At 58.3% G+C, this 19672-nt stretch carries 23 protein-coding genes and 2 pseudogenes; 21 read left to right on the top strand and 4 right to left on the bottom strand.

What is annotated here, in order from left to right; genetic code table 11:
* The first annotated feature begins 138 nt into the window (after positions 1–138).
* From GA0061101_RS32255 to GA0061101_RS40475, 5 genes and pseudogenes are all read left to right on the top strand, one after another.
* Entirely contained in the window at positions 139–1425 is a 1287-nt protein-coding gene (locus tag GA0061101_RS32255; RefSeq protein WP_004112816.1) for a DegT/DnrJ/EryC1/StrS family aminotransferase, read from the top strand.
* Positions 1426–1503: 78 nt separating this feature from the next.
* Positions 1504–2172: an HAD-IA family hydrolase gene (locus GA0061101_RS32250; RefSeq protein ID WP_004112813.1), complete on the top strand. Its 669-nt coding sequence runs from the start codon at positions 1504–1506 to the stop codon at positions 2170–2172.
* 201 nt (positions 2173–2373) lie between these two features.
* The gene (locus GA0061101_RS32245) at positions 2374–2877 is read left to right on the top strand and encodes a GNAT family N-acetyltransferase (RefSeq protein WP_004112810.1); all 504 of its coding nucleotides are present in this window, start codon (positions 2374–2376) and stop codon (positions 2875–2877) included.
* A gap of 274 nt (positions 2878–3151) precedes the next feature.
* The gene (locus GA0061101_RS32240; protein WP_004112807.1) at positions 3152–3868 is read left to right on the top strand and encodes a GntR family transcriptional regulator; all 717 of its coding nucleotides are present in this window, start codon (positions 3152–3154) and stop codon (positions 3866–3868) included.
* 10 nt (positions 3869–3878) lie between these two features.
* A pseudogene (locus tag GA0061101_RS40475) lies at positions 3879–3986 on the top strand (non-homologous end-joining DNA ligase); the annotation flags it as partial.
* 96 nt (positions 3987–4082) lie between these two features.
* On the opposite strand, the gene GA0061101_RS40830 reads toward GA0061101_RS40475, so the two are convergent.
* The gene (locus tag GA0061101_RS40830) at positions 4083–4529 is read right to left on the bottom strand and encodes an aldo/keto reductase (RefSeq protein ID WP_276307812.1); all 447 of its coding nucleotides are present in this window, start codon (positions 4527–4529) and stop codon (positions 4083–4085) included.
* Between the two features lie 40 nt (positions 4530–4569).
* Positions 4570–5028 carry an aldo/keto reductase gene (locus GA0061101_RS40825; protein ID WP_004112801.1) on the bottom strand — a complete coding sequence of 153 codons (459 nt, stop codon included), beginning with the start codon at positions 5026–5028 and terminating at the stop codon, positions 4570–4572.
* Positions 5029–5302: 274 nt separating this feature from the next.
* On the opposite strand from GA0061101_RS40825, the gene GA0061101_RS32230 reads away from it, so the two are divergent.
* Positions 5303–6043, top strand: a complete 741-nt coding sequence (locus GA0061101_RS32230) for an AraC family transcriptional regulator (protein WP_240535389.1) — start codon at positions 5303–5305, stop codon at positions 6041–6043.
* Positions 6044–6055: 12 nt separating this feature from the next.
* On the opposite strand, the gene GA0061101_RS32225 is transcribed toward GA0061101_RS32230, so the two are convergent.
* The gene (locus GA0061101_RS32225) at positions 6056–6319 is read right to left on the bottom strand and encodes a winged helix-turn-helix transcriptional regulator (protein ID WP_004112797.1); all 264 of its coding nucleotides are present in this window, start codon (positions 6317–6319) and stop codon (positions 6056–6058) included.
* Between the two features lie 406 nt (positions 6320–6725).
* On the opposite strand from GA0061101_RS32225, the gene gcvA reads away from it, so the two are divergent.
* The 6 genes from gcvA to GA0061101_RS32195 all read left to right on the top strand — a co-directional run bounded on the left by gcvA (position 6726) and on the right by GA0061101_RS32195 (position 11483).
* Positions 6726–7649 carry a transcriptional regulator GcvA gene (gene gcvA, locus GA0061101_RS32220; RefSeq protein WP_004112795.1) on the top strand — a complete coding sequence of 308 codons (924 nt, stop codon included), beginning with the start codon at positions 6726–6728 and terminating at the stop codon, positions 7647–7649.
* Positions 7621–8118: a hypothetical protein gene (locus tag GA0061101_RS40470; RefSeq protein ID WP_240535388.1), complete on the top strand. Its 498-nt coding sequence runs from the start codon at positions 7621–7623 to the stop codon at positions 8116–8118. The genes gcvA and GA0061101_RS40470 overlap by 29 nt, the downstream gene beginning before the upstream one ends.
* Positions 8118–8465 carry an FAD-dependent oxidoreductase gene (locus GA0061101_RS32210; protein WP_081598424.1) on the top strand — a complete coding sequence of 116 codons (348 nt, stop codon included), beginning with the start codon at positions 8118–8120 and terminating at the stop codon, positions 8463–8465. The genes GA0061101_RS40470 and GA0061101_RS32210 overlap by 1 nt, the downstream gene beginning before the upstream one ends.
* A gap of 81 nt (positions 8466–8546) precedes the next feature.
* Positions 8547–9578 (top strand): alcohol dehydrogenase, encoded by a 1032-nt coding sequence (locus GA0061101_RS32205; protein WP_004112791.1) that lies wholly within the window; start codon positions 8547–8549, stop codon positions 9576–9578.
* Entirely contained in the window at positions 9565–10335 is a 771-nt protein-coding gene (locus GA0061101_RS32200) for a cupin domain-containing protein (RefSeq protein WP_004112789.1), read from the top strand. The genes GA0061101_RS32205 and GA0061101_RS32200 overlap by 14 nt, the downstream gene beginning before the upstream one ends.
* Positions 10251–11483 carry an MFS transporter gene (locus GA0061101_RS32195; RefSeq protein WP_015341989.1) on the top strand — a complete coding sequence of 411 codons (1233 nt, stop codon included), beginning with the start codon at positions 10251–10253 and terminating at the stop codon, positions 11481–11483. The genes GA0061101_RS32200 and GA0061101_RS32195 overlap by 85 nt, the downstream gene beginning before the upstream one ends.
* A gap of 226 nt (positions 11484–11709) precedes the next feature.
* Here GA0061101_RS32195 and GA0061101_RS32190 read toward each other — a convergent pair whose 3' ends face one another.
* Entirely contained in the window at positions 11710–12609 is a 900-nt protein-coding gene (locus GA0061101_RS32190) for a LysR family transcriptional regulator (RefSeq protein WP_004112786.1), read from the bottom strand.
* A 164-nt stretch (positions 12610–12773) separates the two neighbouring features.
* Between GA0061101_RS32190 and GA0061101_RS32185 the strand changes: the two genes are divergently transcribed.
* The 9 genes and pseudogenes from GA0061101_RS32185 (at position 12774) to GA0061101_RS32155 (ending at position 19616) form a co-directional block, all read left to right on the top strand.
* On the top strand, positions 12774–13967 hold the full coding sequence (locus GA0061101_RS32185) for a MalY/PatB family protein (protein ID WP_244441505.1): 1194 nt from the start codon (positions 12774–12776) through the stop codon (positions 13965–13967).
* 9 nt (positions 13968–13976) lie between these two features.
* Positions 13977–14444: a RidA family protein gene (locus tag GA0061101_RS32180; RefSeq protein WP_004112782.1), complete on the top strand. Its 468-nt coding sequence runs from the start codon at positions 13977–13979 to the stop codon at positions 14442–14444.
* Between the two features lie 114 nt (positions 14445–14558).
* The gene (locus tag GA0061101_RS32175) at positions 14559–15575 is read left to right on the top strand and encodes an amino acid ABC transporter substrate-binding protein (RefSeq protein WP_004112780.1); all 1017 of its coding nucleotides are present in this window, start codon (positions 14559–14561) and stop codon (positions 15573–15575) included.
* A gap of 94 nt (positions 15576–15669) precedes the next feature.
* Positions 15670–16050: pseudogene (locus GA0061101_RS40975) on the top strand (amino acid ABC transporter permease); the annotation flags it as partial.
* Positions 16051–16429: 379 nt separating this feature from the next.
* Complete coding sequence (locus tag GA0061101_RS40460) at positions 16430–16924, top strand: ABC transporter permease subunit (protein WP_081598423.1); 495 nt, start codon at positions 16430–16432, stop codon at positions 16922–16924.
* Between the two features lies 1 nt (position 16925).
* Entirely contained in the window at positions 16926–17699 is a 774-nt protein-coding gene (locus GA0061101_RS40455) for a hypothetical protein (protein ID WP_004112775.1), read from the top strand.
* Between the two features lie 5 nt (positions 17700–17704).
* Complete coding sequence (locus GA0061101_RS40450; RefSeq protein WP_240535386.1) at positions 17705–18214, top strand: amino acid ABC transporter permease; 510 nt, start codon at positions 17705–17707, stop codon at positions 18212–18214.
* Between the two features lie 12 nt (positions 18215–18226).
* Positions 18227–19018: an amino acid ABC transporter ATP-binding protein gene (locus GA0061101_RS32160; RefSeq protein WP_004112771.1), complete on the top strand. Its 792-nt coding sequence runs from the start codon at positions 18227–18229 to the stop codon at positions 19016–19018.
* Between the two features lie 283 nt (positions 19019–19301).
* A complete protein-coding gene (locus GA0061101_RS32155; protein WP_081598422.1) occupies positions 19302–19616 on the top strand; it encodes a thioredoxin domain-containing protein in 315 nt (104 codons plus the stop codon).
* Positions 19617–19672 lie beyond the last annotated feature (56 nt).

Below are 19672 nucleotides of genomic sequence, written 5' to 3'. Positions count from 1 at the left end.
CACTACAACAGAAAGTCCCACAAACGCAAAATATACTTTTAAATATATTTCAGAACTACTGTTGATCTGACCTCCTAAAACATTAGAACTCTTCAGCAAATCGACAGACATCGACGTAACCAATCGCCGGAGGAATAAATGAACGAATTTGCCAGCAATAATCTGGACCTCTGTGAGTCCGGAGGGCACCAGCGAGAAAGGGATCTCGCTCTCCTTGGTGGGGAGCCCACCGTTCCTTCCGGGCGGATCACGCCTTGGCCAGCCACACAGACGGAGCATTTGGATGCACTCCGCGAAGTTGTAGACAGTGGAAAGTATCATCGGGTCAATCACCCTATCGTGGCCGATTTGGAGCAGGATCTCGCTACTTGGACGGGGAAGTGGAAGGTGCGCGCCGTCGGCAGTGGTACGGCGGCAATCCATATCGAGCTTGATTATTTTAAAGGTCGAGGCGAGCAGGTGGTGACTGCGGCGCTAAATTGGCCGGGCGCGGTGGGGCCAATTGCGATTAGTGGCCTTCAGCCCGATTTCGTTGATGTCGACATGAACCTCGCCGGGATCGATCAAGACGCGGCAGCCGACCGATTCGGACCCGGTGTCGGAGCGGTTCTCATTACCCATCTCTTCGGGAATAACATTCGTGTTCCTGATGCAAGATCTGCCGCGCGCGCCGAAGGGATTGCCGTGATTGATGACGTCTGCCAATCGATCGGCGCCATAAAAGCGATCGCAAATGGGGCATACATTGATACAGACGCCCTCGCTTTGTCTGGCAACGGCGCCAAGCATCTTGGAGCCGGCGAGCTCGGATTCGTGATTACGGAGGACAAAGATCTAATTGAACATGTGGACTGCGTTTCACTGACGAGTTCATCTCGAAACGGAGATCGGACTTTTTCGCCGTCTTCAGCAGGATATAACTACCGTCCGAACGTCTTCTCCTCCTCCATAGCAAAAATGCGATTGAGCAACCTCGAGACACAACTTCAGATTCGAAGGAATAATGGGAAAATTCTATGGGAAATGATCCGAGATCTCTCCGGTATATTTCCCCTCTTCGACCCATCTGACTGCAATCAGTCCATGCTCAGCTTCCCACTTCGCATCGAGCCGGAAGCTCTCGGTTTTGGTCCGGGTCCGACGGCAAGGGATACCATCGTCAAACTGCTGCAGGCGGAGGGCGTGCCCGTTTTGATCTGGCTCAGGAAGCCAGTGTTCGAATATCTGCCGAATATTGCCAAGGATTGGAAAGCCGCCGATTTTCCAAACACGGTAAAACTTTTAGATACCATGTTTTGCGTATCGGAAATCGCGCCACCCAACGAAGCCGGGGTAATGGAACTTTACGCAGAAGCATTTCATCGGGTCTGGACGGCTCTTTCCAAGTTTGGCCCAAAGATTTCCGATATCATGACAACCGTCTGAACAAGCTGAATCCAAGCAAAGTCACCTTCGCGCTTGCTCTCTTGCAACGCCGTTTTCCAGCGACAACGGAGTGATCCCATGACCTCGTACAAAACGCCAAAACTTCTGATTTTCGATTGTGATGGAGTCCTAATCGACAGCGAAATCATTGCGACAGCGGTTCATATCGAAGTGTTGGCAGCGCACGGATATAATATAGCTGCGGAGACTTACAATCGTCGCTTCACAGGCATGACTGATCGGCAAACCTATTCAACCATCGAAGCTGAGTCTGGCTTGCGCTTGCCGGCGGGGCATCATGAATATGCTATGGCAGAAATTGGTAGACGGTATGCCAGCGATCTCAAAGCCATCTCAGGCGTCAACGAAGTTCTGGATGCCATTGATGTGGCGCGTTGCGTGGCATCGAGCAGCAATCTGAAGGAACTGCATTTCGCGCTCAAGCTAACAGACCTCTACGATTATTTTTCGCCGAATGTATTCAGTGCTTCCCAAGTCTCACGTGGCAAGCCCGCCCCGGATCTTTTTCTATTTGCGTCTGAGAGAATGAACACGTCGGCGGATAATTGCTTGGTCATCGAAGATAGCGTTGCCGGGGTCCAGGCGGCTGTGGCGGCTAAAATGCGGGTAATTGGTTTCGTCGGTGGTTCTCATTGTCCTCTTGGACATGCTGAAAAATTGCTGGAAGCCGGCGCCATGAGAACATTCAGCCAGATGGCGGCTTTGCCAGAAATTCTATCAAGTTGATGGTTGGGCGATGGTGTGCCAGGCAGGCTGGAGCCGTAGCGAGCGAACCAAACGCGCAAATGCGTTTGCGTTGGAGGGTTACCCAGGTGAGGACCCCTTTTGTCCGCGGCTACTGATCAGCGTCAGATTATCCCGCTGCAATGCTCTTTAGGAAGAGCTTCAATCTAAAGCAACCCGACACTCGGCAAATAGGAAGAGACGATGGCTGAAAAGCAAATACACATTCAAGCTCCAATAGTGATTGAGTATCTGGAGAATTGTCGCGATCTGGTTCCGGTTTGTGCAAGCTGGTCCTTTGGGCAATGGGGTTGTCAGGCCAATGGCTCATTCGAGCAGACACAGCGTGAGTTCCAAGCCTCCTCAAGAAGTTCTATGCCGCTAACTTTGGTTGCTAGCGAAGACAGCAGACCCACAGGGATGATCAGCCTTTCCAATTGTGATTTTAAAGGAAGGCCTGATCTTTCGCCCTGGCTAAAGTCGCTGTACGTCCATCCATTTCATCGCAATAAGGGTACAGCTTCATTGCTGGTTAAGAGGCTGGAACACGAAGCTTTGCGCCTCGGCTACGAAAGGCTTTATCTTACCACGGAGAGCGCAAAGCTCCTCTATACAAAGAATGGCTGGTCGGAAATGGACCACGTACAGACACCTTATGGTGATGCGACTTTAATGACAAAGATGTTGCTGGTCGCAAGTACGGCCTAGGTCAGACGGGCCAAGGGGCGCCTGTGTTGGTCTGCGTGTACTCAAACCTCCTCCGGGACTCCAACTGATCTGACCGTGTGAACATATCGTAGACTGCCATGAATCGTGTTTCGGACCATCAGATCATGGAAGGCGTGACCTCAGCCAGACTGTCATCTATAGTGGACTTCAAAAATCACGTCCCCACGAATCCTTAAGCAGCCCAAAGCGTTGTGGCGTTTGAATTTCCCGGCGTCACGCGGTCTTCAATTGCATCGACAGAGGAAACTGAAAAATGTGGCTTTGCGAGAATGCTCTCCAATGTCGCGGAATAGCCGTTCCAACTTCCGCTGGTGAACAGGTCCCCGCAAAGGCTGACGCGGCCTATAATGCGGTACTTCAATTGCTTTACCGCTATGCTCGCGTGCCGGTGCAACATCTTAGTGATCAGGAGCTTGCCTGCGAACTGGACCTTGGGCGGACACCGATACGCGAAGCACTCATCCGACTTGCCGCAGAGGGCAAGATCGTTTCGATCCCTCAGAAAGGCTATTTCACCAGGCCGCTCGTGGAGGGAGCATTGTTGGACTTGTATGGTATCGCACGTCAAACCCTCACCTACGCGCTCTGGCGTATGCGGCCGCATGTGCCGGATACTGACGGCGAGCGTGACAACCCGCCCCGCGACCAGCTCGCGATACATGCCGAAGCCGTCTTTGCCCAAATTGCCCAGCTGTCGGCAAACTGCGAAATCTGCCGAATTGTCGACAAATTCTGTTTTTGCTCACATCCCGTCCGGATGGAAATAATTATCTCGGAGCTTGGCCCTTCCTACGAACAAAGCCTTGCAAGGCTGATCGACGCGATGCGGTTATTGAGCAAGGCAACGGGCGCGGTGGAATCAGCATTGATGAGTCACCTTGATCTCGAACAGAACGCGCTCCCACGCGTCGTACAAGAGGTAAACAGGCGGCGGTCGACAAGTTTTCCTCGGCTGGTGAGAAGTTTGTAAATATGCAGTTGTGATTGCCGAAATCGAGCTCCGCGGCTGGACACATGACGGCAACCTTCGTCATGCCTCCTACAAGGGTTTGCGCGAAAACCAGGATAATGCCGCTGTCTTCGACATCGCCGAGCGGCCTGCGAGGGCGCTCGACCCTTTCGAGGAGCGCCCTATCGAACCTGGACGATCGCGCGCGGCGGGCCGAGCAAATCACCTGCTGACATTACTCACCCCAAATTCGTCCGCCGATGCCCCCATTTGGAGCGATCTCGTCGATACGCTTGAGGTCCGCGTCCGTCAGTACCAGTTCCGCGGCGGAAATGTTCTCCGACACACGTTGCTGATTGCGAGCACCTGGGATCGGCACGATGTAGTCCTTTCGCGTGAGCAGCCAAGCCAACGCAAGCTGGGAGAGGCTGACGCCTTTCGCCGCGGCGAGCGAGGTGAGCTCTTTTGCAATCTCGACGTTCTTGGCGAAATTCGCCGGCGCCCACCACCCGAGGTTCTGCCGGAAATCGTCGGCGGCGTATTGATCGCGAGATGCTACGTGGCCAGTCAGGAAACCACGCGCCAACGGGGAATAGGCAACCAGTCCGATGCCTAATTCTTCAAGGACCGGCAGCAGCGGCTCCACGTCCCTGGCGAGGATGGAATACTGGTATTGCTGAATCGAGATAGGGGCAACGGCACTGGCGCGACGGATGGTGTCCTCATCCGAGTTGGAGAGGACCGAGGCATTTCACCTTACCCGCGTGGACAAACTCCTGCATCACGCCGACCACGTCTTCGATCGGGACGTTGGGGTCGGGAATGTGCTGGTAAAGCAGATCGATGGTGTCGATGTTCAGATTCTTGAGTCTGGAGTCCACAACGTCACGGATGGTCTCCGGCCGGGAGTCAGGGGAGTAGCTTTCCGTCAAGCCGAATTTCGTTGCGATCGTCACCTGATCACGAATTGGCCGCAGCGCAATGCCGAGCAGCTTCTCACCTTCACCCCAGCCGTACATGCGTGCGGTGTCGAAGTGGGTGACGCCGAGCTCATGGGCGCGGCGGATGGCCGTGATCGATTCCTGATCGTCGCTGGGGCCGTAACCGATGGCGGTGCCCGTGGCACCGTAACCAATGGCGCCGACCGTAAGGCCGTGTCGGCCAAGCTTGCGTTGCTGCATCGTGAATGTCCTTTCTTATCCGATGCGCCCATTTTGAGTTTGACACTTCGATTGACGATGTCCGATCCTACCGTTTCATTGCCTGATCCTGCTGATCGCTTGACGTTTGCAGGCTAACGAGGGCAGAGGGCCCCATGACCGATCTTGCCCAGCTCAAAGCCATTGTCTTGCGCCATGCAGGCAAGCCCCAACCGAAGATGCCGCGGGTCAGCGTCAGCACCTTCGATCGACCGTCGGAGCCGGGCTGGCGGTCTACAACCCGGTTGTCTGCTTCGTGCTGCAAGGATCCAAGCAGGTCTTCATCGGCGACCAGGTGCTTGAGTATGGCGCCGGCCACTGCATGGTCGTGGCGGCCGAACTCGCCGCCATGGGACAGATCAGCGAAGCGTCACCCGAGGAGCCCTATGTCGCTCTCAACCTCTACATCGATCCGGAGGTAATATCCGCACTGCTCCTGGAGATGGGCAGCATGCCGGAACCCCCAATGAATAAAGGATTCGGCTTCAGCCCCGCAGGGCCGGCATTGATCGACGCCTGGCGGCGCCTCGTTGAACTTCTCGACCGCCAGGATGAAATCCCGATCATGGCGCGTCACAGGGAGCACGAACTCATGTTTCGCTTGCTCATGGGACCTCAAGGGGCGTTGCTCCGGCAGATTGCCGGCAACGGTAGCCGCCTGTCCCATGTCCGGCGGGCAATGGCATGGATTCGCGAGCATTACACGGAGCATCTCAGCATCGCAGCCATGGCCACTGTGGCCGGCATGAGCGTGTCGGTGTTCCATCGCCGCTTCAAGGCGATTAGCGGCTTGAGCCCGCTCCAGTACCAGAAGCAAATCCGCCTGCACGAGGCGCGTCGGCGCCTGATCGCGGAGCGCTCAGAAGCAGCAAGCGTCGCCTACGCTGTCGGCTACGAGAGCGTTTCGCAGTTCAGTCGCGAATACAAACGGCTGTTCGGCGCACCACCCCGGCAGGACGCCGGAAAACTGCAGAACATCGTTGAATCGGTAGCCTAGTCTTCTTAGAGCTCATGCACGAACCAGCGCGCGACAGGCTTCAATTTCGCCCAGATGATCCAGCACCCAGGTCGCCAGTTGCATGATCGGTGCGGCAAGAGACCTGCCGAGATCTGTCACGCCATACTCGACCTGAGGCGGCACGGTCGCATAGACCTTGCGGGTCACCATCCCGTCCGCTTCCAGAGACTTCAGGTTGCGGGTGAGCATTTGTTGGGAAATCTCGCCTATCACGCGTTTCAACTCATTGAAGCGCCGCGGCCGGTCGGCAAGCATCGTGATCTTCAGGATGGTCCATTTGTCGCGGATGCGGCCGAGAATCGCGTTGACCCTGCGACAGTTGGGGTTTGGTATAAGGCTGATTTGGCGGGACAGGCATATGCATGTGACTACGCCTCGAAAATATGCGTTGTTGCGGCATCGGCAGTCAGTAACGACCGTTCCTGCCAGATCATCGACGTGGGATTTGAAGTGGTGGAACGAGAGAGCACACGACAGTCTGATTGGGTCTCGCGCAAACCCTAAGCTGGTTCCGGCGATGAGTCGTGATCGGCGGCGCGTCGGAACTCAAACAACGTCGTTCTTTGCCTCACAGGACTTGACGGGGTGTGGCCCATAATGGAGATGTCGCTTCGTGGCTTTGCCGCTCAATTCTCCCTTCTTCGCGTAGGAGAAAGTCACTTTGAACAGAAAGTCACCGGTCTATCTGAACGCGCTGCGTGCCTTTGAAGCCAGTGCACGTCACGGCAGCTTCTCCGGGGCTGCCGAGGAACTCAAAGTCACCTCAGCTGCGGTAGGACAGATGGTGCGGGGGTTGGAGGATTGGCTGGGAATGCCGCTCTTTCATCGTACCACCACCGGAAAGGCGAGGCTTACCCCGACCGAACGGGCCGAACATGCCCTTCCCGATATCAGGGCAGGGCTCGATCAGCTAGTCATTGGGCTGGAGCGTCTTCGCGCGTCCGCAACGAGCGGAATCCTCAACGTAACCGTCAGTCCTGCTTTCGCCGCCAAATGGCTATTGCCCCGCATCGACCGCTTCCAGGCCAGATGTCCGGAGACCGACATTCGGCTCGAGACGAGCCTGAAGCTGGTCGATTACAAGGCACATGGAATAGACATTGGCGTGCGCTACGGAGATGGAAGCTGGCCGGACCTGATCGCCGAAAAGCTGATGGACGAGGAAGTCTTTCCTGTCTGTTCGCCCAGGTTTTCAGAAATTGGAAGTCTAAACGTCCCAGCCGATCTGACGCGCCAGACGCTCATACACGATCTCTCCGTGGACCCGGCACTCGGTTTTGTCACCTGGGACCGCTGGCTGCGCGCCGGCGGCGTATCAGATTCCCAGCCGCAAAGGGGCATGAGTATCAATAATTCCGCTGCCGTCCTGCAGGCTGCGATCGAGGGTCGGGGCGTAGCGCTGGCCCGCAGCATCCTCGCCCATGACGATCTGACTGCGGGAAGGCTCAAGCGGCTCTTCCCCGATGTGACCGTGCCATCGACGCTTGCCTACTACATCGTCTACCGGTCGCAGTATGCGTCGCTGCCGAAACTGCAGGCCTTTCGCAACTGGCTGCTTGAAGAAGCCGGCACGGCACGGCCCTAACTCGGCCGCAGCGCAGCGCGCCAAGATTTTCTTTGCCGCGCCCAAGAAACTCTCATTTGTCAAGCCGGCCATGCGGGCGCATCAAACGGCGCATATGCATTTTTGGCGAGGAACATCCCTCGCCGCGTGCGGCCAAGCGAAACCCGAAAGTATGACCGTGGCTTATCTCCAAATCACCCTTCAGATCGCCGCCGCGAACCGTCGCGCTGCCATCGGCATCTATCAGAAATACAAGGAAACGTTCCTCACAGACATCGGAGCGACCTCCAAGGAGCTTCTGATCCGCGACGATGACGTGCAGGTTCTCCATGGGTTCAACAGCGTTGAGGACGCAGGGCCTATCTCGAAAGCGAACTCTTCAACGACGACGACGTCACCGATTGAAGCCGCTGCTGGCGGCAGCGCCGGACATTCGGATTTACGCCATCGCCTGAACTGCAGCGAGCATAACATCCAGATAACCCGCTAATGGCTTCAACGACAACAATATCGACTAAGGCCATTGTCATCGTCGGCGGCGGCCTTGCCGGACTTACGGCAGCCTATCACCTTCATCGCAACGGGCTCGACTTTACCCTGGTCGAGGCACGGGAACGGCTGGGCGGCCGCATTCTCACGGCTGACCCGCAAACCGATGTCTCGCACGACGGTTTCGATCTCCGCCCTTCCTGGCTGGCCCGACATGCATCCGTCGGTTCAGGAATTTGCACGCGAGTTGGGGGGTCGATCAGACCTGGCAGAGCTGGATCAGTTTGGCAGGCAGCGAACAGCACTCAACGATCCCGGTTATCTGGCTGGGGCCATCGAAGCCGGTGAGCGTGTGGCCACGCCCCTGATCACCAGGCGAGACGGAGATCGTTCATCCCCTATCTTGAAATGCGAGGAAAGGAGCAGGTCATGAAAACAACCTATCGGGCGATGCAGATATCCACGTCCGGCGGCCTTGAGCTTGTGGACCGACCGACGCCGGGCGACGAAGAAGTGCTGATTGCGGTTGAAGCCTGCGGCATCTGCGGCGCGGATTTAAGCGACATCGACAAGGCGGACCGGAGACTACAGCCGCCGCGCGTTCCCGGCCACGAAGTGGTCGGCCGGATCATCGCGCTTGGATCAAACACGCCCTCGGCTTGGAAGCTCGGCCAGCGCGTCGGCGTTGGCCGGCTCGGCGGGCATTGCAACGAATGCAATGAATGCCGTGGCCGTTTCAATCTATGCCGCAACCAGCCCGTTCTCGGTTCTTCCTGCGATGGCGGTTACGCGGAAATGATGATTGCGCGCGCGACCGGACTCGTTTCCATTCCGGACAAGCTTTCATCGGAAGAGGCAGCACCGATCCTTTGCGCCGGCATCGCCACATTCAATGCCTTGAAGAAATCGGGCGCTGAGGCAGGCGATACGGTTGCTATTCTCGGAATAGGCGGGCTCGGGCACATGGCGCTGCAATATGCCCGCAAGATGGGCTTCCGCGTGGTCGCGGTGGGTCGGGGCGACAATATTGCCGAAGATGCTGTGAAGCTCGGCGCCCATCGTTACATTGACACGAACAAGGAAAATGCCGCCGAGGCTTTGAATAAGATGGGCGGCGCCAAAGCGATCCTGACCACGATCGGCAATCCGGACGCCGTCTTGGTTTTGATGCCTGCACTTACACCGGAAGGCCGCCTGGTCGTGCTCGGCGTCGGCAAGGATCCCCTGCCGGTATCGACTGGATATCTGGTGGGCGCTGAGCGAGGCGTGATCGGCTCAATTACGGGGTCGCCGTTCGAGAACGAGAAGACATTGGACTTCAGCGTCCTGGCCGGCGTGCGGCCGATGATCGAAACCATGCCGCTGGAGCAGGCCGCCGAAGCGGTCCGAAGAATGCGTTCCGGTGAGGCGAAATTCCGGATCGTTCTGACGATGGGAGACCAGACCAATGCGGATCAATGAAGACCTGACAAAGCCGGTCATCGCCCATGCGGCCAAGCTCGACTGGGTGCCGAGCCCCGCCGCCGGCGTCGACCGACGGATGCTCTACCGCGTCGGCGGTGAAGTCGCGCGTGCGACCTCGATCGTGCGCTACGCGCCGGCAAGCGCCTTTCCCCGCCATGTCCATAGCGGCGGCGAAGAAATTCTTGTGCTTCAGGGGACGTTCCAAGATGAGCATGGCGACTATCCGGCCGGAAGCTATTTCCGCAACCCGCCCGGCACCTCGCACGTACCGGCGCCGGAGGAGGGCTGCATGATTTTCGTGCGCCTTTGGCAGTTTCGTCAGGGCGACAGCATGCAGATTGTCCGGCAGCCAGGCGAAGGCCAAGCGGCCCCATTGCGCGCCGGCGCCCGTGCGGCGCGTGTTCTCTTCGAGGATATCGCGGAACGCGTTTCGATCGAGACCTGGCAGTCCGGCTCAGCCATTGCCATCGAAAATCGCCGTGGCCTCGAATTTCTGGTGCTGTCCGGCAGCCTGATATTGCAGGGCGAGACGCTGGAGCCGCAATGCTGGGGACGGTTGCCGGCAGGCAGATCATTTGAGGTGGCGACAGGCCCAGAGGGCGCCGAAATCTGGATCAAGGACGCCCCTCTTCAGCACGCCGATGTGCTGCCGATGCCCTCCTCGGCCAAATGGGGATCGCCGAGGCGACGTTCCGCGACAAGGACGATGTCGCGAAACAGGAAAAAATTGCGTCAAGAAACGTCTGGGTTCTGACGGCGGCACAGTCGCTCGGGGGCGCCAATTCTCCCATCGTCATTTCGCTCGGCGGGCTCGTCGGCCAGCATCTGGCATCTGATCCGGCCGCAGCAACTTTGCCGGTCAGCATGCTCAACCTGGGGCTTGCTCTGGGAACGCTGCCGGCTGCGGCCGTTATGCGCCGGTTCGGACGGCGCGCCGGATATATAATAGGTGCAGCGCTCGGTACGATCGCGGGGATCGTTGCCACGATGGGCATCGTCCAATCAAGCTTCATTGTCTTCTGCATGGGCACGCTGATCGCCGGTTTTTACTCGGCCTATGTCCAGAGCTACCGCTTTGCGGCGACCGACGGCCTGACTGGCGCCGGGCGTGACCGCGCAATATCGCGCGTGATGGTCGGCGGGCTGATTGCTGCCATCATCGGGCCGCAACTCGTCATATGGACGCGTAACGCTCTGCCGGGACATGCCTTTGCCGGCAGTTTCCTCAGCCAGGCGATGCTCGCCCTGCTCGCGGTGCCGATCCTTTTGCCACTGCGCCGCCCGGCGGGTTCCGCCGCCGTGCATGCCACCGCCATCAGCGCCCGCCCGCTTGCACAGATACTGACCTCGCCAGGCTATCTGCTGGCCGTTGCGACCGGCGTCGTCTCCTACGGCCTGATGACCTTCGTCATGACGGCGGCACCTATGGCCATGGTCGGACACGGCCATTCCGTCGATTCCGCAGCGCTTGGTATTCAGTGGCACGTTCTCGCCATGTTCGGGCCAAGCTTCATTACCGGCCGCCTCATGGCACGCTTCGGCAAGGAGCGCGTGGCGGCGGTGGGACTTCTCCTGATCGGCGGGTCGGCGCTTATTGCGCTCAGCGGTGTCGATATCGCGCACTTCTGGGGATCGCTTATCCTCTTGGGGCTGGGCTGGAATTGCGGCTTCATTGGCGCCACGGCGATGGTTGCCGAGTGTCATTCGCCATCCGAACGCGGCAAGGCGCAGGGCGCTAATGCATTTATGGTGTTCGGGACAGTTGCCTGCGCCTCCTTTTTCGCCGGTTCGCTGCTGCACAGCTCAGGCTGGAGCACGGTCAACTGGCTTGTGCTGCCGGCCGTAGCTTTTATGCTCGTTCCGTTGGTATCGCGCGCCGCCAGCTTACCCCGCAACAGATGAGGAAGGACTCTAGTGTCGGTTTCCGCGCGTCGCTCGATCAGATTGTACTCGCGCTTCATGTCTTGAGGCCGCAGCGCGTTTCTACGAGCGCTTGGCTTCCGGCGTGGCGCGCGCAACCGTCACCCAGGACGCCTTGGCATGGCAATCGGTTTTGTCTCGGACGGCTAATGCGGCAGGACACGCAACTTGCGCGGCGAACGAAACTGCCTCACCACGCATCCCGCAATCACGCGAGGGGTGTGCGGCCCATCTCTCGGGCAAGCGTCAGGAAGCCATCGATATAGGAGATGGTCTCCTCGCCGCGCCTGACGCCCAGATTGATGCTCTTCCGGATGCCGGCTTCTCCGAGGCTGAGCGCCCGTATCGGCATTCCTGCCCCATCCTCGTGCAGCAACCAGTCCGGAAGGACGGTGACCCCCCTGCCCGCGCAGACGAGTTGCAACATCAGGTCTACGGTTTCGGCCGTGCGGTGCTGACGGGGCCGATAATGGGCGGGAACGAGAAACTTGGTGTAAATGTCCAATCGCTCTAGGGTGACGGGAACAGTGATTAGCTCTTCGTCCATCAGATCGTGCGGTTGCACGCATGTCCTGCCGGCAAGAGGATGGGACTCGTGCACCATAAGGACCAGCTCGTAATCGAACACGGGCGTGAACAGCAGCTCCGGCGCCTCTACCGGGTCCGGCGTTATCAAGAGGTCGATTTCATAACCGAGCAGCGCCTCGACCCCGTCGAAGCGAAAGGCGGTGCGCACGTCGAAATCCACGTCGAGCCACTGAGCCAGATAGGGTGTCGCCATTCTCGAGAGCCAGCGCTGGCAGGGATGGCATTCCATGCCAACTCGGAGCATTCCTCTTCGCCCCAATGAGAAGTCTATGAGGACCCGTTCCGCGTGCTCCAGTTGCGGCAGAACCCGCTCGGCCACGGTGAGCAGGTATTCGCCCGTTTGCGTTAGGCGCAAACCCCGACCGGTTTTCATCCAGATCTTGATGCCATGCCGATCCTCGAACTTCGCGATCGTGTGGCTGAGCGCCGACTGTGTGACGTTCATCTTCTCGGCCGCCGCGGTGACGCTGCCGTGACGGTTGACTTCCCTCAGGATCGCAAGATGCTGCCGATCTATCATTATGACCTCCGCTCATCACCACATGAATTCATACCATTTCCATTCATAATGAACTGCGATTAACCTTTTCGTCAACCATGATCCTGCCGAGGCAGCCGCGACGGACGAAAGGAAATGTATTGACGAAGCTTGCAACTGCGCCGCATCCGCGTGGGGATCACGCCATGCCGTCATCTATTTTTGACGAGGTCATCGATCGCAAGAACAGCAACTCGATGAAATGGGCTTTCGCCGAGCGCCTGCTGTCCGCAGACGAAGCGGCCGCCGATCCTCTTCCCATGTGGGTTGCCGATACCGATTTCAAAGCCCCGCGACCGGTCATCGATGCGCTTGCCGAGGCTGTCCAGCACGGCGTCTTCGGCTATCCCGGCGGCATGACCAAAAATTACCTTGAGGCCGTGACCGGATGGCAGGCAAAGCGCTTCGGTTTTGACGTGGCGCCGGAATGGGTTGTTGCCTCGGCCGGCATCATTACCATCCTGAAGGTCGCCGCACAGGCGTTTTCCGCGCCTGGCGACTCCATTCTCATCCAGCCGCCCGTCTATGCCCATTTCCACAACGACATGCTGATGAATGGCCGTCATCTGGCCTTCGCCCCGCTCGTTCGCACCGAGGACGGCTACCGGTTCGATGCCGCCATTTTCGAGGCGGCCATACGGCCCAACACGAAGATCTTCATCCTCAGCAATCCGCACAATCCGACCGGAAATGTCTGGTCGGAAGAAGAACTGCGGACCATGGGAGAGATCTGCGCCCGGCACGACATTCTGGTGATTTCCGACGAAATTCACCAGGACCTGATCCTCAACCCGGCGAAGAAACACATCGCCTTCGCATCGCTGGGCGAAAAATTCGCGCAAATGAGCATCACGTGCACCGCGCCGAGCAAGACCTTCAATCTGCCGGGTCTGCAATGCGCAAATATCTTCGTGCCGAATCCGCGGCTGCGTGGTGAACTGCTGCGCCAATACGACCGCAACATGTTCCCGCTGGTCAACGTACTGGGCATGGTCGCTTGCGAAGCGGCCTATGCCCATGGCGAACCCTGGCTGGAGGAGATGCTCGCCTATGTGCGCGGCAATCACCTCTATTTCGCGGATCGGATCAATAATGCGACCGACAAGGTCCGCGTGCTTCCGGCAGACTCGCTCTATCTCGCCTGGATGGATTGCCGTGGGCTCGGCATGGATGCCGCAACACTCGAAAAATTCATGCTGACCAAGGCGCGCGTCTGGCTCGACAAGGGCCAGAAGTTTGGGATTGAGGGCCGCGGCTATATGCGCGTCAATCTCGGCTGTCCTCGCTCGACTGTCGATGATGCGATCACCCGCATCAACGCCGCCATCTCTAAACTGTGAGGCGCGCCGATGTCTCAAACGATTGAAAAACGCATGGCCGAACTCGGGCTAGAACTGCCTGAAGCGGCGAAGTCGGTAGCGAACTATCTCCCCATCGTCGCAAGCGGCAATCTCATTCTCACGTCGGGTCAGCTGCCACTGTCGAACGGCAAGTTGATTGCCACAGGTCTCGTCGGCCGCGAGCTTGACGTCACGGCCGCAGCGCTGGCTGCCAGACAATGCGCCTTGAACATCCTCGCCCAGGCGCAGGCACATCTCGGCAGCCTCGATCGGATTGCACGGATCATCAAGATCACGGTCTTCGTGGCTTCGGCTGAGGACTTCACCGAGCAACATCTCGTTGCAAACGGGGCGTCTGATGTCCTCCTCGCTGTCTGCGGCGACAAAGGCAAGCACGCGCGCTCCGCCGTCGGCGTCGCCGCTTTGCCGATGAATGCACCCGTCGAGATAGAGGCGATGCTCGAAATCGACCAATAACAATACGTGTCACCAGGCTCTGCGGAACGACGAACAATCGGGAACTCAACCGATCCCAAAGCGGAGAACCGGCAGGAAGCCGCTGCTTTCGGATCACAAACCGGGAGAATGTCAATGAAGAAGACTTTGTTGTTGGCCACAGTGGCCGCGGCGACGCTGACGGCGGGCATAGCGTCGGCCGGCACGATGGCCGACGTCCAGGCGCGTGGCAAGCTCAACTGCGGCGTGACCGGTGGTCAGGCTGGTTTCTCCGCGCCGGATGCGTCCGGCGTTTGGCAAGGCATGGACGTCGCCTATTGTCGGGCGATCGCCGCCGCGGTCCTGAAGGACCCCAATGCGGTGAACTTCGTGCCGACGACCGGCCAGACGCGCTTTACGGCGCTCGCATCGGGCGAAATCGACATCCTGTCGCGCACTACGACCTGGACGTTTTCGCGCGACGTCGACCTCAAGTTCACCTTTGCCGGCGTGAATTTCTATGACGGGCAAGCCTTCATGGTGCCAAAGGCGCTCGGCGCAAAGAGCGCCAAGGACCTGAACGGCGCGACGATCTGCATCCAGACAGGCACCACCACCGAGCTGAACCTTGCGGAATATTTTCGCAAGAACAGCATGACCTACGAGCCGGTACCGGTCGAGAACAATGCCGACATCGCCCAGAAGTACTTGGCTGGCGCCTGCGACGTTTATACCAGCGACGGATCGGACCTCGCCTCTACGCGCTCCAGCTTCAAGACTCCGCAGGACCACGTCATTCTTCCGGATGTCATCTCGAAAGAGCCATTGGGTCCGCTTGTGCGTCAGGGCGACGACCAATGGGCTGATGTGGCGCGATGGACGTTGCAGGCGCTGATTGCTGCCGAAGAGCTCGACGTCACCGCAGAGAATGTCGAGAAGCTTTCCGCCGGCACCGACAACCCCGAAATAAACCGCCTGTTGGGCAAGGAAGGCAATCTCGGCGAACAGCTCGGCCTCGATGCCGCCTGGGCCAAACGTGTGATTGCCGCCGAGGGCAATTACGGGGAAATCTTCGCCAAGAACATCGGCGAGAAAACGCCGATCGGATTGGCCCGCGGACAAAACGCCTTGTGGAACCAGGGCGGTCTTATGTACCCGCTGCCGTTCCGCTGAGAGCCTTCAAGGTGCGGGCTTGCCCCCGCGCCTTTCGCTTTCGCCTCGTCTGCCCGCACCGAAGGCCGCGCAGACCTTCAGGGAGATATCTCGCATGACAATGAAAACCGGTGCTCCGCGCCAGCCGTTTCACCTGGGCATGCTGTTTAACGACACCCGTTATCGAGCACGGACGATCCAGATCCTGGCGTTCATCCTGCTCCTGCTTGCGGCAGCGTGGCTGGTCGACAACACGATTCGCAATCTCGCCGCACTTGGAAAAGACTTCTCCTTCGGTTTTCTATGGAGCACGGCCGGTTACGACATTTCTCCGCATGCCATCGACTACTCCAGCACAAGCACACACGCCCGTGCCGCCGTCGTCGGCCTGCTCAACACGCTGATTGTCGCCGCAATGGCGTGCTTGACCGCATCAATTCTTGGCGTTTTGGCAGGGGTGCTGAGGCTTTCAGACAACTGGATCGTCGCCCGCTTGATGACGGTTTATGTCGAGAGCTTCCGCAACATTCCGGCTCTGCTCTGGATCATCGTCGTAGCTGCGGTGATGTCGCAGGCGATGCCGACACCGAACGCATTTCGCGGCGAGCATCCCACAGCAGCGATAATGCTCTGGGACAGCATCGCGGTTACGAACCGCGGCATCTACCTACCCACGCCCGCCTTCTCGCAAAGCCTGGGGCCGGCTCCTGATGTGCTTGGAGCATTTGATCTCAATTACGTAGCGATTCTGACTATTGTGGCGCTTTCACTCATCGGGCATCGGGGATTGGTAAAAGCACGCCGCGCAGGTCCAAGGCAAAACCGGTCAGCGCCCGGCCACGTGGTGGAAGAGCCTGGGCGTCTTTGCGTTGCCGATGATAATCCTCCTTTACGTACTCGGCTTCCACTTAGACTGTCCGGCCTTGAAGGGCTTGAACTTCACCGGCGGTCTGCAGTTGCGCAATGCCTTCATCGCGCTCTGGATAGGGCTGAGCCTCTATACCGGCGCCTTCATTGCGGAAATCGTTCGTTCCGGCATTCTTGCCATTTCGAAGGGCCAGTCTGAAGCGGCGCATGCGCTTGGGCTCTCCTCAGGACGCACGATGCGTCTGGTAATCTTGCCGCAGGCCCTGCGGGTCATCGTGCCGCCGCTGATCTCGCAATATCTCAACATCACGAAAAATACGTCGCTGGGCCTAGCCGTCGGCTACATGGATCTCCGTTCGACGCTCGGGGGCATCACGATCAACCAGACCGGGCGCGAGCTCGAAGGCATGCTGATGCTGATGCTGACTTATGTCGCGATCAGCCTCAGCATCTCGGCTGCCATGAACATCTACAACAATCGCGTCAGCCTGAAGGAGCGTTGAGATGAACATGCAAAACCTCTCCTTTGTGCGCCAGGACATGGTCGCCGCATCGCCAAGGCCTTCGGGGCGAGGGGGGACGCTCGAATGGACGAGAAAAAATCTTTTCAACAGCTGGCTCAGCACGCTTCTAACAGTCGGGTCCGTACTTACGGTCGCATGGCTCATCGTGGCCGTCGCACCATGGCTCGGCAATTCAGTCTGGCGGGCCAACTCACTTGTCGAGTGTCGGCAAGTCCTGGGCGATGCGCCGGGCGCGTGTTGGGGCGTGATCCGCGACCGCTGGCCGCAGCTTCTCTTCGGTTTCTACCCTGCGCATCTCTACTGGCGGCCGGTGCTGGCATTCGCGCTGCTCTTCGCCGCTTTGGCGCCAGTTCTGCTCCGCGCTTTGCCGCGACGGGCTCTCTGGTTCAGCATCGTCTACCCCGGCATAGCCTATTTCCTGATCTGGGGTGGCAGCCTCTGGTTTCCGATCTCGGTCTATTTCGGCTTCGCTGTCGGCGCTGGACTGTTCATGTTGGCAGCACGGGCCGGAAAAGGGCCGAGCGTCGGCATTGCTGTCATCGGCGCGAGCGTCTGGTGGGTTTATGCGGCCCAGCCGATCTCGTCCCTCGCAGACGGCATGGCTCCAATCGCTCTCGATAGCATCGCCTCGCGCGATGTCGGCGGCTTCCTGCTATCGATCATCATTGGCGTAACAGGGATAGCTATGTCGCTGCCGCTCGGGATCCTGCTTGCACTTGGCCGCCGTTCCAACCTGCCCTCATCCATATGCTGAGCGTCGTGTTCATTGAATTCATCCGCGGCGTGCCGCTGATCACGCTCCTTTTCACGGCTTCGCTGCTGCTCAACTACTTCCTGCCGCCCGGCACGAACTTTGACCTCATCCTGCGCGTTGTGATCATGGTGACGCTCTTTGCCAGCGCCTATATGGCCGAGGTCATTCGTGGCGGTCTGGCCGCTCTACCGAAAGGACAGTATGAGGCGGCGGAAGCGCTCGGCCTTGACTACTGGAAGTCCCAGCAGCTCGTCATCCTGCCGCAGGCCCTCAAGATCTCAATCCCCGGCATCGTCAATTCCTTCATCGGGCTGTTCAAGGACACGACGCTCGTCATGTTCATCGGATTGCTTGACCCGATCGCCCTTGCCGCCGCCATTCGTGCCAACACCAACTGGCAGGGCATATACTGGGAGCTCTTCATCTTCATCGGCGCCGTGTTTTTCGTCTTCTGCTTCAGCATGTCGCGCTACTCGCAATATTTGGAGCGTCGGCTGAAGACCGACCACCGGTAGGAGGATATCATAATGACCAACATCATGATGAAAACGGCGTCGTTACAGGACGACCGGCCAAGTCTTGCAGATATCGCCGTCGAGATTAGCGCCATGAACAAGTGGTATGGCGAGTTCCACGTCCTGCGCGACATCAATCTCACCGTGCAGCGGGGCGAGCGGATCGTCATTTGCGGACCGTCCGGCTCCGGAAAATCAACCATGATCCGCTGCATCAATCGGCTTGAGGAACATCAGGCCGGCAAGATCGTCGTCGACGGTATCGAACTGACCAACGACCTGAAGAAGATCGAGGAAGTCCGCCGCGAAGTCGGAATGGTGTTCCAGCATTTCAATCTCTTTCCGCATTTGACGATCCTTCAGAACTGCACCCTCGCACCGATCTGGGTCCGCAAGATGCCGCAAAAGGAAGCCAGGGAACTCGCCATGCACTTTCTTGAGAAAGTGAAAATACCGGATCAGGCGCATAAATATCCGGGTCAGCTCTCCGGCGGGCAGCAGCAGCGCGTGGCGATCGCGCGAGCTCTCTGCATGAAGCCGCGGCTGATGTTGTTCGATGAGCCGACCTCCGCGCTTGATCCAGAGATGATCAAGGAAGTGCTCGATACGATGATCGCGCTTGCCGAAGAAGGCATGACCATGCTCTGCGTCACCCATGAAATGGGTTTTGCCCAAGCGGTGGCCAACAGGGTGATCTTCATGGATCGGGGTCAAATCGTAGAACAGAACGAACCCAAGGCATTTTTCGGCGCGCCGCAATCGGAACGCACGCGCGCATTCCTCAGTCAGATCTTGGGTCACTAGGCAATAGCTACCGTTGAAGTTTGGGCACTGGCCGTATAGCATTTGATGACACAGCAGTGTCAGTGACGAACCGACTCGGGACTGCACGGACATCTGTTTGAGGCGGTCTAAATCCAAGCACTGACGCCCTGAACTTACCGGCAATCATCCGGAGACATTCATATCTTGGCCAAGTTTCTATTCTCGCGCCTCGCCGCGGGAATTCTCAGTGTTTGGATTGGCAACCTTCCAACCGCATCTAACGCGGGGGACATGATGCACCCGTAGGGCGTGCGGACCGCCGATTGGCTCCGCCTCAGCACCCGTCACCGTGATCGAATACTCGTCGCCGACCTGCCCCCATCGCGTCGAATACCGAACGCATGTCGCACTGCAGATCGAAGAGGAATTCGTCCGCACCGGTAAGGTCAGGATTGTCTTCCGACTAATTGTGCGCAACAATGTGGACATGGTCATCTTGATGCTTGCCGAACGGCAGCCCGCACCGAAGTCCCAGCAAATCCTGGATGCCTATTATGCAAGGCATGACGAGATCGTGCAATCGAGCAACATCGAACAGCACGGCGCTGAATCCGGGTTAACAGTCATGCTCGGATGATTTCGGCCATGTATTGTGGGTTTCTGCCTGCTTTGTTTCGTCTGAGTTTGATACTG

The sequence above is a fragment of the Martinezella lusitana genome, assembly GCF_900094565.1.
Taxonomy (GTDB): domain Bacteria; phylum Pseudomonadota; class Alphaproteobacteria; order Rhizobiales; family Rhizobiaceae; genus Rhizobium; species Rhizobium lusitanum.
This window is presented reverse-complemented; position numbering and strand designations above follow the sequence as displayed.